Genomic DNA, 13,528 nt, shown 5'->3' with positions numbered 1-13,528 from the left:
AATGATCTACCTTGATCATAACGCGACAACACCGATAGATGAACGGGTGTTGGACGCCATGCTGCCTTTCCTGACCACCTTCTACGGCAATCCTTCCAGCCTGTATCGTCAAGGCCGAGTTGCCCGAAGCGCCATAGAGACGGCCCGCGAGCAGGTTGCTTCACTGGTTGGCGCACAGCCTGCGCAAGTCATTTTTACCAGCGGCGGCACCGAAGCCAACAATCTGGCCCTGGCGGCAGGCGGATCCGATGCCGGACTTGCCATTTCAGCCATCGAGCACCCGTCCATTGCTGAACCAGCCCAGCGCTTGAAAAAACAGGGACGAGAACTTGCCATTATTGGCGTCGATAGCGACGGGCTGATTACGCAAGAAGCCATTGATCATGTTATCAGGCGCAAGCCCGGCCTAGCCTCATTCATGCTGGCAAACAATGAAACCGGCGTTATCCAGGATATTGCTAAATACGCGCGGCAATTAAGGGAGCATCGGGTCCTCGTTCACACGGATGCAGTGCAAGCGCTGGGAAAAATACCGGTAGACTTCAATGAGCTTGGCGTGCACTTGATGTCTCTGTCCAGCCATAAAATTTACGGGACGAAAGGCTGCGGCGCCCTGGTGTTCGAAAAAGACGTCCCCATCAACCCGCTATTTCTGGGCGGCGGCCAGGAGCAGGATCTGCGAGCCGGAACCGAAAATGTCGCGGCCATTATCGGCTTTGGCAAGGCAGCGGAGCTTGCGAGAGTGGAACTTGCCGAACGCAGCCAACATCTGCTGGCTTTAAGGGAACAGCTCGAAGACGGCTTGATGGCTATCCCCGGCTTAACGATTTTTGCCCATCAGGCTCAGCGGCTGCCCAATACCGTCCAGTTCGGCATTGACGGGCTCGACGGCGAATTGCTGCTCATGAAGCTGGACCAGAAAAATGTCGCCGTCTCCAGCGGCTCGGCCTGCGCCAGCGGCGCAAGAGAGCCCAGCGCCGTGCTGACGGCCATGGGCGTTGAGCCCGAACTGGCCAAAAGCGCCATCCGCGTCAGCCTGGGACAAGCCAATACGGCTGATGACGTGAGCAAATTCATTGAATTATTGAAATCCTTGATATAAAGGATAAAGTACCAAGAGGTCATTATGTCTGTTTCATTAACAGAAAACGCAGCGAATCAAATCAGAAAACAACTCGAAAAACGCGGCAAAGGCATCGGCTTAAAGCTCGGCGTCAAAAAATCGGGCTGCTCCGGTTACGCTTATGCGTTGGATTATGCCGACGCTCTGGCTGAAAATGACGTCGTCTTTGAAAACTTCGGCGTTAAAATCATCGTTCAGCAAGCCGACCTGCCTGTGATTGACGGCATCGAGGTCGATTATCGCCGTGAAGGCATCAATGCGGCGTTTCAGTTCAACAATCCCAATGTCAAAGGCACCTGCGGCTGCGGCGAAAGTTTTTCCGTTTAATACCGCTGTCGTAGGATACGCATTGCGTACCTTTCCAGAATCGCAATAAGCCGGCGAGTTTGGCAAAGGTGTGCGGTGCATACCCTACAGAAATACACTAATCCTTAAATTTCCCGAACCTAAGCAATACCCCAGGCAACAGCAGCAAATTCAACAGCGTGGAAGACGCTAGCCCGCCGATAATAATCGCCGCCATCGGCCCCATGATCTCGCGTCCCGGATTGTCGCTGTTGAAGGCAATCGGGAACATGGCCAAGCCGGTCACTAGCGCCGTCATCAGAATGGACGGCAAGCGCTCCTGGGCGCCCTGCATGACCGTCTCCAGATTCCAGTTTTTCCCTTCGACTTCGACCAGATAGCGGTAGTGCGACAGCAGCATGATGCTGTTGCGCGCGGTGATGCCAAACAGGGTTATGAAACCGACAACCGAGCCGACCGACAGCGTCGCGCCGGTCAATACAACCGCAGCAACGCCGCCGATCAGGGCAAACGGCAGGTTGGCCAACGTCAGCAGGACGTGGCGGACGCTGCCTATGGCGATATAAATAAAGATCAGCACGCCGGCACCGGCCAGCAACGCATGCAGAATCAATTCGTTACGGGCCTGGGCCTGCTCGGTTGCCGCGCCTGTGAATTCGGGGTAAACATCGGCCGAAAATGGAATCTCTTTCAGTACGCGCGCTTTAAGCTCCCGCATGAAATCATTCAGGTCCCGGTCAATGATATTGCAGGTAACAGTCTGCCGGCGCTGCGCGCCCTGATGCAGGATGTTATAGCGGCTGGCCGCGTGTCTGATCTCTGCGACCTGCGACAACATGATCAGGCTGCCATCCTGAGTCCTGATCGGCAATTGGGCAATCGATTCGGGCTGCTTTCTTAACTCCGGCGCCAGGGCCACGGCGATATTGAAGATTTTATTGCCCTGGGCGAGCTTGCCGACGACATGCGTTTCATAGGCGGCCTGCAGGGTATTGATGACCTGCGACGGCAATATGCCCCAGAAACCCAACTGGTCCAGATCCAGGTCGATTTGCACTAGCGGCGTGCCGGGCGGCGAGCGCAACTGCACGTCGGCGGCGCCAGGAATACTGCGCATGATCTCGGCCAGCGCCTGAGCCTTGTCATCAAGAACCGTCAGGTCATTGCCGTAAATATTGACGACGACCGGCGAGGTATAACCGGAGATGGTTTCGTCCACCCGTTCCGTCAAAAAGGTGTTAGCTTCGAACAAAATGCCGGGAAAATCACTCAGAATGGCTCTGAGCCTGTCCAATATCCGCTGCTGCTCCGAGCCCGACATGGGCTTGAGGCGAACCTCGTACTCGCTGTAATGGCTGCCGTACGTGTCGGCGCCGCGCTCGGCCCGGCCGGCCCATTGCGATACCGACTCAACGCCTTCAATCTTCATAAATTGCTCGGTCAGCTTGCTGCCGATTCTCAGCGATTCCTGTAGGGACGTGCCGGGCATGCTGGTCGTATGGACAATGTAATGACCCTCGCGCAATTCCGGCAGGAACTTGCTGTCGAGGGCGAAAAACGCCAGCAGGCCAACGAAGCACACAGTCATGCTGACGGCCATGACTGTCTTGAAATGCCCGATCACAAAATTCAACGCGGCGCCATAGCGCGGCTTGATGCGTCTGATCAGCGGCGGCTCATTATCGCCGGCATGGGGGCCAAGCAGCACGTAGCACAAGGCCGGCGTCAAGGTCAACGCCACCAGCAGCGACATCAGAATGGCCAGAATGTAGGAATAACCCAGCGGCGCAAACAAGCGCCCTGCCACGCCGTTCAAGGTCAACAGCGGCACAAACACCAGTGCGACGATAAAGCTCGCGTAGACGACCGAACTGCGCACTTCCAGCGAGGCCCGGTAAACGACATCGGTCACAGGCAGAGGCCGGTCCGACAAGCGGTTCTCGCGCAAGCGCCGGAAAATATTCTCGGTGTCGATGATGGCGTCATCGACGACCTCGCCCAAGGCAATCGCCAGGCCGCCGAGCACCATGATATTGAGATTGACCCCGGCTTCCAGCAGGACGATGACGGCGCTGACCAGCGACAATGGAATGGCCAGTGCCGAAATAAACGCCGTGCGGAAATTGAACAGAAACAGGTACAGAATAATGAGCACGAACAAACCGCCGATCAGCAAATGCCCCGACAGATTGGACAGCGACGTTTCGATATAATCGGCAGGCCGGAACAGGTGCGAATGGAACGTAATGGCCTGCTTGCTGAAAATAGGCTCGAACTCTTTCAGCGCCTGCTCCACCTGCCTGGACACGGACAAGGTGTTGGCGCCGTATTGGCCGATCACCATCATGACAATGCCGGGCTTGCCCATGATCTGTGCCGCGCCAATGGGCGGCTCCGGCGCGTAGGAGATCCTGGCCACTTCGCCCAGCGCAATATTGCGTCCCTGGTCGCGTTTGACGAGGATTTTGGCGAATTGCTCGGGCGTGACGGGTTGTCCGGTCACCTGTAATGTAAAACGCTGACTGTCGTTTTCGACGAAACCGCCACCCTGAATGTTGCCCGCTTGTGAAGCCGCCTGAATAATGTCGTCGATCGCCAGATTGAAGCGGTGCAGTTGCACGGGATCGACCTGAATCTGCAATTGCGCGACCTCGCCGCCGAACACATTGACATCGGCAACCCCGGGCACAGACAGGAGGCGCGGCACAAGCGTCCAGTCGACTAGGCTGCGCAAGGTCATCAGATCCTTGCTATCGGAGCTTAAGCCGATCGTCAGCACTGTAGCTGACGACGAAGACAGCGGAATCGCCACGGGCGTGCCTATGCCCTGCGGCAGCCGTCCCGACAAGCTGGCCAGCCTCTCGCCAACCAATTGCCGGTTGCGGTAAATATCGCTGTCTTCGTTGAAGATCGCCGTCACAATCGACAGCCCTTGAATCGATTCGGAGCGCACCGATTCCATGCCGATCAGACCGCTGATCGCCAGTTCAATCTGCTGCGTCACCAGCACTTCAACCTGCTCGGAAGACAGCCCCGGCGATTCGGTTTGAATAATGACCTGTTTGGGCGAAAAGGCCGGAAAAATATCGAGTCCCGCCGTGGAAAAGCGATAACCGCCATACAGCAGGATCAAGACAGCAAGGGTGATGACGATGCCATGGAAGCGGATGGAAAAACGGACGAGAGCGGCCAGCATGATTTTTTTAATATTCCCTATTACACGATTTTCAGTCGGATCGACTGTCAGGCTTTCTGAATGAACAGCAGGGTTATAACGGACTAATCATCATCCTCATCGGGAATCTGCCCGCGCATTTCTTCCGACAACAGCATTTGCGCGCCCGTAGTCACCAGTTCCTCGCCGGGGCCGATGCCGCCGCCGATGAAATAACCGTCGGCTGTGGCCGAGAAATGTGTGACAGGACGGCGGCTGAACCGGTCCTTATCGGTTTTGATATAGACAAACGCCTGATCCAGATGCCAGATCAATGCCGATTTGGGAATCATCACGCCGGCCCGATCATCATCCTGTTGCGTAATCCAAGCCGCGACGCGCATGCCGGGCCTGATGCGGCCGCTATCGGCCTGAAAGAAATAGCTTTCGCCCTGAACCGCACCGTCGATTTGCGGCGCGGCCGATATGAGCGTGGCTTTAATGGCCTTGCTGCGAATGCCTGACGGTTCAATGTGAATTTCTTTGACGCCATCGGTTAAATGGCTGTTGGCCGGCAGCGTGATTAAAAGCAGGCTTTGCCGGCCCGATAAAAAAGGCGCCAGCTTGCCCGCATCGGGAGACAAAACCCAATCGGTCAATGCCTTGCCCCAGTTGATCAGGGCTTCATCGTAAATCGCCTTGATGCGGAACTGCGAGGCATCCAACAGGGCCTTGTCGGTTTGCCATTGCGATTGCTGATTTTGCAGGCTGCGTTTTGAGGCGATGTCATTATTGTATAAGTCCTGCTGACGCTTGATGCTCTGCTCGGCCAGCTTGAATTTTGCCGCCGCGCTTTTCTGTTCGGCTAACGCGACCAGATACTGGCTGCGCAACGCCAGCAACGGCTGGATGGCGACAGCCTTCCCGTATGCGGCGAATTCAGGCCGGTAATTCGAAGCGGCCAGCGTTACGGACTCCAGGCCGGACAATTTCTGCACTTCATCGCTGAGAAGCACGGCCGACTGCCCTGCTGTAGCCTGTGCGGGCTGAATCCGGTTATCGTCATCGTCGGCAAAGACGGGAAAAACACCGATAGCAAAAAAAACGGCTATTAAATGTGCGTTGAATCTGGCAGGGAAAAGCATGGAATTGATGGGTCTTGTAGAGATTGTCCGAATTATAAGGCCAGCGTATCGGATAAATGAATTTTTTTGTTGTTTTTAAAAAATAGCGCGTTATCCTTGAAATCAACAATACAAGCTACGTAAACACTACTTTGAGAGATGAACATGAGTGATTTGCCGGAAAACCTGAAATATGCCAAAACCCATGAATGGGCGCTGCTGGAAAACGACAATGTAGTGCGTGTCGGCATAACGGATTTTGCCCAGGGAGAATTGGGCGATCTGGTTTATATCGAGTTGCCTGAATTGGGGCGCAAAGTAGCCGCCCAGGAGCAGTGTGCAGTCGTGGAGTCGGTCAAAACCGCATCGGATATATTCAGTCCGGTTGCCGGCGAAATTGTCGCCGTCAATGCCGCCCTGACTGATGAACCTGAACAGGTTAATGACGATGCTTATCAGGCCTGGCTTTTTTGCGTTAAAGCGGATGATCCGTCCGATCTGGATCGATTAATGGATGCCGAGGCTTATCGTCAGTCGATTGAAGAGTAAGCCAGCCCGCCAGTTATGCACAAAATCTGTGGATAAGTTTGCGAATAACGCGTTTATATGAACTGCAAGCTTTTGACTTTCCGTGGGTTTTCTTAAATCGTACAGAGTTTGAGCGGTTTATTACGCTGTTTGTAACCAAACTCCCCCACAGATTGTGTATCATTGGCGGTTTTTGATCACTTAACGAAACATAATGGCGAATCAAAATGCAAAAGGCCTTCAACGGCTGATAAACGCATGCTTCTTTTCTGCTGCCGGCTTTAAAGCGACCTGGATACATGAAGAAGCCTTCAGACAGGAAGTGATCCTGTTTGTCATCACTACACCGATGGCGGTCTGGCTGGGAGAAACCACTGTCGAAAAACTGCTGCTGATCGGCAGTATCGTGCTGGTCATGCTGGTTGAACTGTTGAATTCAGCGGTAGAGGCCGTCGTCGACCGGGTCGGGCTCGAACATCACGAATTATCCGGCAGAGCCAAGGATATTGGCTCTGCAGCGGTTATGCTGTCGCTAGTTTGGGCAGCAGTCACCTGGACTTTAATTTTAATATAAGAGGAACACAATGAGCGCACTGATATGCGGATCAATGGCTTACGATACCATCATGGTTTTTCATGATAAGTTTAAAAACCATATTCTGCCGGAAAAAGTCCATATTCTTAACGTATCGTTTCTGGTTCCTGTGATGCGTCGTGAATTCGGCGGTTGCGCCGGCAACATTGCCTATAATCTGAAACTGCTGGGCGAAGAGCCTTTGGCGATGGCGACGGTCGGCCATGATTTCGAACCGTATGCGCAATGGATGTGCCAGAACGGCCTGTCCAGCGAATTCATCCAGATCCTGGATGGCCATTATACCGGCCAAGCCTATATCACGACCGACGAAGACGACAATCAGATCACGGCCTTCCATCCGGGCGCAATGAACTTCTCGCATCTGAACTCCGTGCCTGTGGACCGCGACATCTGCATCGGCATCGTGGCGCCGGACGGCAAAGAAGGCATGCAGTTGCACGCCGCGCAGTTCGCCGAACTGGACATCCCGTTTATCTTCGATCCGGGCCAGGGCATGCCGATGTTTAACGGCGAGGAATTGACCAGATTTCTGGATCTGGCCACCTGGGTCACACTGAACGATTATGAATCCGAATTGATGCAGCAGCGTACCGGCCTGTCGCTGGAGCAAATTGCTGAACGTGTCGAAGCGCTGATTGTCACCTTGGGCGCCAATGGCTCCAAGATTTATACCGGCGGCGAATGCATTAACATTCCTGCCGCAAAACCCAAAGCCGTGCTTGACCCTACTGGCTGCGGCGATGCCTATCGCGCAGGACTTCTATACGGCTTGATGAACGAGATGGACTGGGAAATGACCGGCCGTATCGCCTCGTTAATGGGCGCGATTAAAATCGAACATCACGGCACCCAGAATCATGCCTTTGACATGGATGTGTTCAGGGAAAAATATCGCGAGAATTTCGGTTCCTCACTTTAATTACGCCTCATGCTGAAAAATACGCAAAACCTGTTGGACATCATGTCCCGCCTGCGCCACCCGGAGCACGGCTGCGAGTGGGACGTCAAACAGGATTTTTACAGTTTGATCCCTTATACGATCGAAGAAGCCTATGAAGTCGCCGATGCGATAGAGCGCAATGATCTGGATGATCTGCGCTCGGAACTGGGCGATCTGCTGCTGCAAGTGGTTTTCCATTCCCGCATCGCCGAGGAACGCGGCCTGTTCGATTTCGAGCAGGTCGCGGCGGCGATCTGCGAGAAACTGGTGCGCCGGCATCCCCATGTTTTTTCGGATGCGGTGTTTACCAGCGATGAGGAACGCAAACAGGCCTGGGAGCAGGCGAAAGCCCTGGAACGACAGCAGAAAAACAAGGCCGTGGAACAGGACAGCGTTCTATCAGGCGTGGCGGTCAATCTGCCGGCCCTGGTGCAGTGCGAGAAAATCCAGAACCGCGCCGCCAGCCACGGCTTCGACTGGCCCGAGGTGCTGCCGGTTTTCGATAAAGTCATGGAAGAGCTGGATGAAGTCAAGGATGCCTGGCGCTCCGGCGATCAGGCGCATATCCAGGAGGAAGTCGGCGACTTGCTGCTGGTGGCAGTGAATCTGGCGCGGCATTTAAAGGTCAATCCCGAAATCGCGCTCAAGGAGAGCACGAAAAAATTCTCCAGGCGCTTTCAATATATAGAGCAACAGGTCCAGGCGTCAGGCCGCGATCTGAGAGACTGCGATCTGGCCGAACTGGATGCTTTCTGGAATGAGGCGAAAGCGGCCTTGAAAAAAGACGACCGATAAAGCTATTCCCGCACCGGCCGCTTCTCCAGTTTCCTTTGCAATGTACGTCTGTGCATGTGCAGGGCTCTGGCCGCGGCCGATATATTGCCGTCATGCTGCATCAGGACTTTCTGCAGGTGTTCCCACTCCAGGCGCTTTACCGACAAAGGCGTTTCGCTGATCGATACCGATGAATCGCCTTCGTTTTTATGCAAGGCGCCCACGATTTCATCGGCATTGGCCGGCTTGGTCAAATAATGGACAGCACCGAGCTTTATAGCCTCAACGGCCGTAGCAATGCTGGCAAAACCGGTCAGCATCACGATCTGCGTATTGTCGTCCAAAGAAATCAGTTTCTTGACCAGCTCCAGACCGGACTCATGACCGATGCGCAAATCAATCACGGCATATTCCGGCAGATTTTGTTCGGCCAGCATGATGCCGCTTTTTACATTATTGGCCACCAGCACTTCATAATTTCTTTTTTGCAAAGCGCTCTTGAGTACATTGCAAAAGGTCTCGTCATCATCAACGAGCAGCAGGCGCGGTTTATCAATATCCTGGGTTGGCATCGTTATCCTCTCTATTCAAAAGGGGCAGTGTGATTTCTACGCAGGCACCGCCTGATTCGACATTATAAAAATTAATTTTACCGCCTAGGCGATTGATAGTGGAATAAGTCAAAAATAACCCGACCCCCAGTCCTCGCGTCTTGCTGATGACGGGCTGCTTGCCTGCCAGTTCTATCAGTTCCGGCGGTAGGCCGGGGCCATAATCGCGAATCCTGATATGGGCATGATGCCTGTCCCAGGCTGCATGAAATTCAACGCCCAGTTCAGCAGGAGACGCCTCGGCCGCATTGTTCAGGATGTTGATGATCGAATGCGTCAGCGTGCGCTCGGCAATGATTTCAGCGTCCACGGCAACATGGGGATCGATAAAAAAATTCAATTTCGCACCGGGCTTATGCGTGCGCCACTGGTTGAGCACATTATCGATATAGTCGGTCAGCAGCATAACCCTACCCGATTCGGCGCGCATCTCGCCGGCCGAGGCCGACATGACCGACAGCGCCTCTTTGCAACGCTCAATCTGTTGCTTCATGATCAGCACTTTCTCGTGCAAATCAGGAAAACGATGGATCGGATACTCCTGTTCCAGCTCGTGAGCGACGATGGCAATCGTGCCCAATGGCGTGCCCATATCGTGGGCCGCGCTGGCTGCCAGCGTACCCAATGACACGACGCGCTCGTCCCTTAATGCGTTTTCGCGCGCTTCAGCCAGATACCGCTCCTGATTTCTCATTGTTTTAGCCAGTTCGACGACAAAGAACGCGACCAGGCCGGCACTGAATACAAAACCAAACCACATCCCGAACATATGCAGATTGAAGTAATGCTTGTCGCTCATGGCATGCATTTTCTGCAGTGTGTCGTAATGCGCCATCTCTGGAGGCATCAGGTCCGGATTGGGCATGTGCGGCTCTATCGAAGGCAAGGGAATATTGTAGCCAATCAATATCGTGTACATGGAAGTGGTCAAAATCACCATATACCAGGCATAGGACTGCGGCAGCATGATCGCGGTAATAATCAGCGGCAGCAGAAACATCCAGATGATCGGGTTCGATGCGCCGCCGGTCAGATACAGCAAGGATGCAATCCCGAAGACATCGATAGCCAGCTGTGAGAAAATTTCCAGTTCGGTAACCGGGTCATCCGTCTTCAAGCGCATCCAGGTATAGAGATTGACGGCCGCAATCGAGAGTATCACCAGCCATAACTGCTCCTGCGGCAGGCGGATATTAAGTCCGTAGATGGATAAAAAAACAAGCCCCCCCTCACTGACGATCATCAGATTCCTGAGGATGAAGATCCACTTCAGATTTTGTCGGGCAGAAATTTCCGATTTGGGCGAAACGTGCGAGAGCATTGACATTAAAAATGTGCGCTAGGTAATTATATTTTGGTTAGTAAATTTACCGGTCTTACGGCTTAAAATCTACCTCTAATTCATCTGCGACAATATGTCACATTTTTATTTGCCATATCCGCTGCTATTATTAACCTAACTTTTAAGGCTCTGTTAGAGCCTGGTAGCTGAAAGTTGCGTTATATCTTCCTAATGTATTTTTTCTGAGGCGGTTTTTTTAACCGCCTTTTTTTTGCCTGCCGAAAACTCGCTTGTTTGAAGACTGACTTTCTTTAATTAAAGTTTCCTCAATAAAGTTGCCGGGAACTTGCCTTTTAATAGCACGTAGGTGCGGTGAGGTCCGAACCGCATCCTATTTTTTATTAAACGTCACCAATGGAAAATCAGAGCGAAAGAGGCGGTTTCCCATCGGTGCGTGGCTTGGTTAGCAATTACAGCGACTCTCTGCTGAAATTCTTCACCCCGCTACCGAAGACGTCGACTGCTTGGGCTTCTGTAGTTTTGAGCAATAGCCGAAGCTCGATCAAATCATTCCCGTATTCAGCAACTTCGTCTTCATCATCGGAAGCTTCACAGATAGCCGCCCACTTTGCTTCCAGCTCGTGAAGCGCCTCAAGAATAAGTCGAACATCCGACTCTACCAAATTAAGTTGCAGCGATTTCATGCAATTTGACCTTCTTTCTTAAATACACGTTTTGCCTTGAGTGCCAGCTCCTCGAGCAGTCCTTTGTATTTGTCTATGGGCATATTCTGAGAGGGAGCTATACAGTAATGGTGCGGCTTATCTTGAACAAGCTTGAGCCCAAGAGGAAACGTTGTATTAGGCGCAAATCGCCACACCCATCCGTTCATCGGCGACTGCATAATCCCTTCTTTATCAAAGACGCTGATACCCTTTCCGTTCGCGATCACCATCAAGATTCCATTGATTGTGGTGGTATCTACGTCTCTTGAACGGACATTGGAAAGCTTAGGGTCGTTGGAATTGCCCAAGCGGAAGATTTCCTCAGGAACCAAGTAGAATTCCCTTTGTATCATTTCATTTTCTCCTTTGCTAACGGTTGTTACTGACGTTTTGGCACGTAGGATGTGGTTCATGCTCCACTCACCGTATCCTACACGCTATTTTTTATTTCTTAACTTGGCTTTCTCTTGCACAGCAAATTCCCTCGCCTTTGCGGCAGCATCTTGAGGAGAAATCTCACCAGGCAATGGCTTCGTTTGCTTTTCTTCTTCCGTTAAAGGGCGGTTATTTTTGTTCATCGTCATCCTCTCCACGAATTATTTTGTCCATATCTCCAGACACCAAATCGGCAGGTTCATTTTTTGAGATCTTCTTGAATTCTTCCAGCTCTTTTTCAGCATTTTTCTTTATCTCTTCCATTGTCCAGCCAGACTTTTCGCGTTTTTTCTGTCGAGCTTTATTTATGTCTGAAACCTTCTTAACGCGTAAGTCGCGGTGAGGTACGAACCGTGTCCCACGCACTTATTGCCCTGCCCTCCAAGATTACCGAATCACACCAATAAACAAATTATCGCATAATGCTGCCGCGTCGCTTCAGCTCCATTAGTCCCAGCAAGCCAGAGCTAAACAACCAGAGAGCGGCGGGTACTGGCACAGCGGATGCCGACCCGGCAACATCACCGTCACGAACGGCCCAAGCATAAAATTGTTTAGTCTTATCAGAGTAGATTTGATCACCATTAGCATTATTGAAGGCCCATACGTAAGCCGAATTGGGTACATTTGTACCTGACCAGTAATAATAAGCTTGTAAATTTTTCACTAGACCTACATCGTTCTGACCGAAACTGATTATATTGGTACCGTTATAAGTACCATTCCCGAATATGCCATAGTCTTCTTGCGAAGTTGCACTGGTACTGAAGGAACTCTTTAGATCCAGATTGGCATAATACATGTAGGCCAGCTCGGAATAGGGACTTGTGATGTTGTAGCCCCTGTCGCTGCTACCGTCATATTTGAGAGTGTAATTAAAACTACTGCCATTAATAGGTGTGTTGCTAGCCAGGCGCCAATCGCTGTAACCGCCATAAACCAGATTGTCTGCCCAGGCTGTAGCCCTGCTCCATTCCATCTTGCCGTCTACATCATAGCCGCTGGTTTTGGCGTAGTTGGCATCTTGTAGCCAGGTAATATCGAGCATATCATCGTACAACAGGCCGTTGCCGCGATCAATTAGCGCCGCGTGGCCGGTGAAGGGGGTAACGCTTAGCAGCAACCCAGCCGCCAGCAGGGGTTTGATAGAACAACTCATTCCTTTTTTCCATGTTGATTGAAGCGTTTAGGTGATTTTGCGCGCAGCCATGCGCTTCGTTTCTAGCACTGGTCTTTTAACCGAACTTTCCTCTATGCGCTAGTGAATAGAGTTAGCTGCGACACAAAGTATGCGATTTAAGTCTATCAAAAAAACATGATGGAGTTCAAAAATACCATGCCCGTTGGCATTTGGTATTTCTATGAGCCTGTTCAATATCTCCGCAACGCGGTAAGGTGCAACCCATAGGGCGCAATAGCGCTAGCGTATTGCGCCGCATGACTGATCCGCGATATTGATACCCTTCGGCTCGTCGTTAAGGAAACCCGCAAACGCTGGCCTTTCTATATTGACGCTTGGGTTGTATTGCCCGAACACCTACACTGCGTTTGGACATTACCGCTAAGTGATAATGACAACGCCAACCGTTGGCGGGTTATCAAGCAAGGTTTTTCCAAAGCCTTGCCGGTTACGGAGCGGCGTTCCGCTGCCCGTATGGCTCGTGGCGAAAGGGGTATTTGGCAATGTCGTTTTTGGGAGCATGTGGTTCGGGACGATGAAGACTATGCTGCTCATGTCGATTACTGCCATATCAATCCGCTAAAACACTGCCTGGTTGAACAGGTGGCCGATTGGCCTTATTCAACTTTTCACCGTTATGTAGTTATGCGACGCAATACGCTAGCGCTATTGCGCACTACGGATTACGCCTTATCGAGTTTGGACCGTTAGGTATAGCGGCCTAAAAAAAATCGCAGAACTTGCAAAC

The 13,528-nt window shown here is 52.2% G+C and carries 16 protein-coding genes; 7 read left to right on the top strand and 9 right to left on the bottom strand.

What is annotated here, in order from left to right; translation table 11 throughout:
- Window position 1 precedes the first annotated feature (1 nt).
- Complete coding sequence (locus ACTNE6_RS03115; protein WP_442498551.1) at window positions 2-1,102, top strand: cysteine desulfurase family protein; 1,101 nt, start codon at window positions 2-4, stop codon at window positions 1,100-1,102.
- A gap of 24 nt (window positions 1,103-1,126) precedes the next feature.
- Entirely contained in the window at window positions 1,127-1,450 is a 324-nt protein-coding gene (locus ACTNE6_RS03110) for a HesB/IscA family protein (protein ID WP_442498550.1), read from the top strand.
- 97 nt (window positions 1,451-1,547) lie between these two features.
- Here the strand turns inward: ACTNE6_RS03110 and ACTNE6_RS03105 are convergent, their stop codons facing one another.
- Both ACTNE6_RS03105 and ACTNE6_RS03100 read right to left on the bottom strand, forming a co-directional pair.
- Window positions 1,548-4,625 carry an efflux RND transporter permease subunit gene (locus ACTNE6_RS03105; protein WP_442498549.1) on the bottom strand — a complete coding sequence of 1,026 codons (3,078 nt, stop codon included), beginning with the start codon at window positions 4,623-4,625 and terminating at the stop codon, window positions 1,548-1,550.
- Between the two features lie 83 nt (window positions 4,626-4,708).
- Window positions 4,709-5,728, bottom strand: coding sequence for an efflux RND transporter periplasmic adaptor subunit (locus tag ACTNE6_RS03100; protein WP_442498548.1), 1,020 nt, complete (start codon window positions 5,726-5,728; stop codon window positions 4,709-4,711).
- 144 nt (window positions 5,729-5,872) lie between these two features.
- On the opposite strand from ACTNE6_RS03100, the gene gcvH reads away from it, so the two are divergent.
- The 4 genes from gcvH (at window position 5,873) to mazG (ending at window position 8,568) form a co-directional block, all read left to right on the top strand.
- Complete coding sequence (gene gcvH / locus ACTNE6_RS03095) at window positions 5,873-6,256, top strand: glycine cleavage system protein GcvH (protein WP_194971529.1); 384 nt, start codon at window positions 5,873-5,875, stop codon at window positions 6,254-6,256.
- A 193-nt stretch (window positions 6,257-6,449) separates the two neighbouring features.
- A complete protein-coding gene (locus tag ACTNE6_RS03090; protein WP_194971528.1) occupies window positions 6,450-6,809 on the top strand; it encodes a diacylglycerol kinase in 360 nt (119 codons plus the stop codon).
- Window positions 6,810-6,819: 10 nt separating this feature from the next.
- Complete coding sequence (locus ACTNE6_RS03085; protein ID WP_442498547.1) at window positions 6,820-7,752, top strand: carbohydrate kinase family protein; 933 nt, start codon at window positions 6,820-6,822, stop codon at window positions 7,750-7,752.
- Window positions 7,753-7,761: 9 nt separating this feature from the next.
- Window positions 7,762-8,568: a nucleoside triphosphate pyrophosphohydrolase gene (mazG, locus tag ACTNE6_RS03080; protein WP_442498546.1), complete on the top strand. Its 807-nt coding sequence runs from the start codon at window positions 7,762-7,764 to the stop codon at window positions 8,566-8,568.
- Between the two features lie 2 nt (window positions 8,569-8,570).
- Here mazG and ACTNE6_RS03075 read toward each other — a convergent pair whose 3' ends face one another.
- From ACTNE6_RS03075 to ACTNE6_RS03045, 7 genes are all read right to left on the bottom strand, one after another.
- On the bottom strand, window positions 8,571-9,119 hold the full coding sequence (locus ACTNE6_RS03075) for a response regulator transcription factor (protein ID WP_442498545.1): 549 nt from the start codon (window positions 9,117-9,119) through the stop codon (window positions 8,571-8,573).
- Window positions 9,100-10,479, bottom strand: a complete 1,380-nt coding sequence (locus ACTNE6_RS03070) for an ATP-binding protein (RefSeq protein ID WP_442499667.1) — start codon at window positions 10,477-10,479, stop codon at window positions 9,100-9,102. The genes ACTNE6_RS03075 and ACTNE6_RS03070 overlap by 20 nt, the downstream gene beginning before the upstream one ends.
- 431 nt (window positions 10,480-10,910) lie before the next feature.
- Window positions 10,911-11,144 (bottom strand): hypothetical protein, encoded by a 234-nt coding sequence (locus ACTNE6_RS03065; RefSeq protein ID WP_442498544.1) that lies wholly within the window; start codon window positions 11,142-11,144, stop codon window positions 10,911-10,913.
- Complete coding sequence (locus ACTNE6_RS03060; RefSeq protein WP_442498543.1) at window positions 11,141-11,578, bottom strand: hypothetical protein; 438 nt, start codon at window positions 11,576-11,578, stop codon at window positions 11,141-11,143. The genes ACTNE6_RS03065 and ACTNE6_RS03060 overlap by 4 nt, the downstream gene beginning before the upstream one ends.
- A 24-nt stretch (window positions 11,579-11,602) precedes the next feature.
- On the bottom strand, window positions 11,603-11,743 hold the full coding sequence (locus ACTNE6_RS03055; protein WP_442498542.1) for a hypothetical protein: 141 nt from the start codon (window positions 11,741-11,743) through the stop codon (window positions 11,603-11,605).
- Window positions 11,730-11,864 carry a hypothetical protein gene (locus ACTNE6_RS03050; RefSeq protein WP_442498541.1) on the bottom strand — a complete coding sequence of 45 codons (135 nt, stop codon included), beginning with the start codon at window positions 11,862-11,864 and terminating at the stop codon, window positions 11,730-11,732. Before ACTNE6_RS03050 ends, ACTNE6_RS03055 begins: the two co-directional genes overlap by 14 nt.
- A gap of 148 nt (window positions 11,865-12,012) precedes the next feature.
- The gene (locus ACTNE6_RS03045) at window positions 12,013-12,759 is read right to left on the bottom strand and encodes a hypothetical protein (RefSeq protein WP_442498540.1); all 747 of its coding nucleotides are present in this window, start codon (window positions 12,757-12,759) and stop codon (window positions 12,013-12,015) included.
- Between the two features lie 282 nt (window positions 12,760-13,041).
- Between ACTNE6_RS03045 and ACTNE6_RS03040 the strand changes: the two genes are divergently transcribed.
- Window positions 13,042-13,491 (top strand): REP-associated tyrosine transposase, encoded by a 450-nt coding sequence (locus tag ACTNE6_RS03040; RefSeq protein WP_442499666.1) that lies wholly within the window; start codon window positions 13,042-13,044, stop codon window positions 13,489-13,491.
- Window positions 13,492-13,528: the final 37 nt, after the last annotated feature.

It is taken from the genome of Methylobacter sp. sgz302048 (assembly GCF_052162025.1).
GTDB lineage: Bacteria > Pseudomonadota > Gammaproteobacteria > Methylococcales > Methylomonadaceae > Methylobacter.
Note: the sequence above shows the minus strand (reverse complement) of the source record. Positions and strands in the feature narration are given on the sequence as shown.

What these genes read in the sequence shown, in the direction of transcription:
- ACTNE6_RS03115 (WP_442498551.1), top strand. Translation starts at nt 2, where the DNA reads ATGATCTACCTTGATCATAACGCGACAACACCGATAGATGAACGGGTG.
- ACTNE6_RS03110 (WP_442498550.1), top strand. Translation starts at nt 1,127, where the DNA reads ATGTCTGTTTCATTAACAGAAAACGCAGCGAATCAAATCAGAAAACAA.
- ACTNE6_RS03105 (WP_442498549.1), bottom strand. Translation starts at nt 4,625, where the DNA reads ATGCTGGCCGCTCTCGTCCGTTTTTCCATCCGCTTCCATGGCATCGTC.
- ACTNE6_RS03100 (WP_442498548.1), bottom strand. Translation starts at nt 5,728, where the DNA reads ATGCTTTTCCCTGCCAGATTCAACGCACATTTAATAGCCGTTTTTTTT.
- gcvH (WP_194971529.1), top strand. Translation starts at nt 5,873, where the DNA reads ATGAGTGATTTGCCGGAAAACCTGAAATATGCCAAAACCCATGAATGG.
- ACTNE6_RS03090 (WP_194971528.1), top strand. Translation starts at nt 6,450, where the DNA reads ATGGCGAATCAAAATGCAAAAGGCCTTCAACGGCTGATAAACGCATGC.
- ACTNE6_RS03085 (WP_442498547.1), top strand. Translation starts at nt 6,820, where the DNA reads ATGAGCGCACTGATATGCGGATCAATGGCTTACGATACCATCATGGTT.
- mazG (WP_442498546.1), top strand. Translation starts at nt 7,762, where the DNA reads ATGCTGAAAAATACGCAAAACCTGTTGGACATCATGTCCCGCCTGCGC.
- ACTNE6_RS03075 (WP_442498545.1), bottom strand. Translation starts at nt 9,119, where the DNA reads ATGCCAACCCAGGATATTGATAAACCGCGCCTGCTGCTCGTTGATGAT.
- ACTNE6_RS03070 (WP_442499667.1), bottom strand. Translation starts at nt 10,479, where the DNA reads ATGCTCTCGCACGTTTCGCCCAAATCGGAAATTTCTGCCCGACAAAAT.
- ACTNE6_RS03065 (WP_442498544.1), bottom strand. Translation starts at nt 11,144, where the DNA reads ATGAAATCGCTGCAACTTAATTTGGTAGAGTCGGATGTTCGACTTATT.
- ACTNE6_RS03060 (WP_442498543.1), bottom strand. Translation starts at nt 11,578, where the DNA reads ATGAACCACATCCTACGTGCCAAAACGTCAGTAACAACCGTTAGCAAA.
- ACTNE6_RS03055 (WP_442498542.1), bottom strand. Translation starts at nt 11,743, where the DNA reads ATGAACAAAAATAACCGCCCTTTAACGGAAGAAGAAAAGCAAACGAAG.
- ACTNE6_RS03050 (WP_442498541.1), bottom strand. Translation starts at nt 11,864, where the DNA reads ATGGAAGAGATAAAGAAAAATGCTGAAAAAGAGCTGGAAGAATTCAAG.
- ACTNE6_RS03045 (WP_442498540.1), bottom strand. Translation starts at nt 12,759, where the DNA reads ATGAGTTGTTCTATCAAACCCCTGCTGGCGGCTGGGTTGCTGCTAAGC.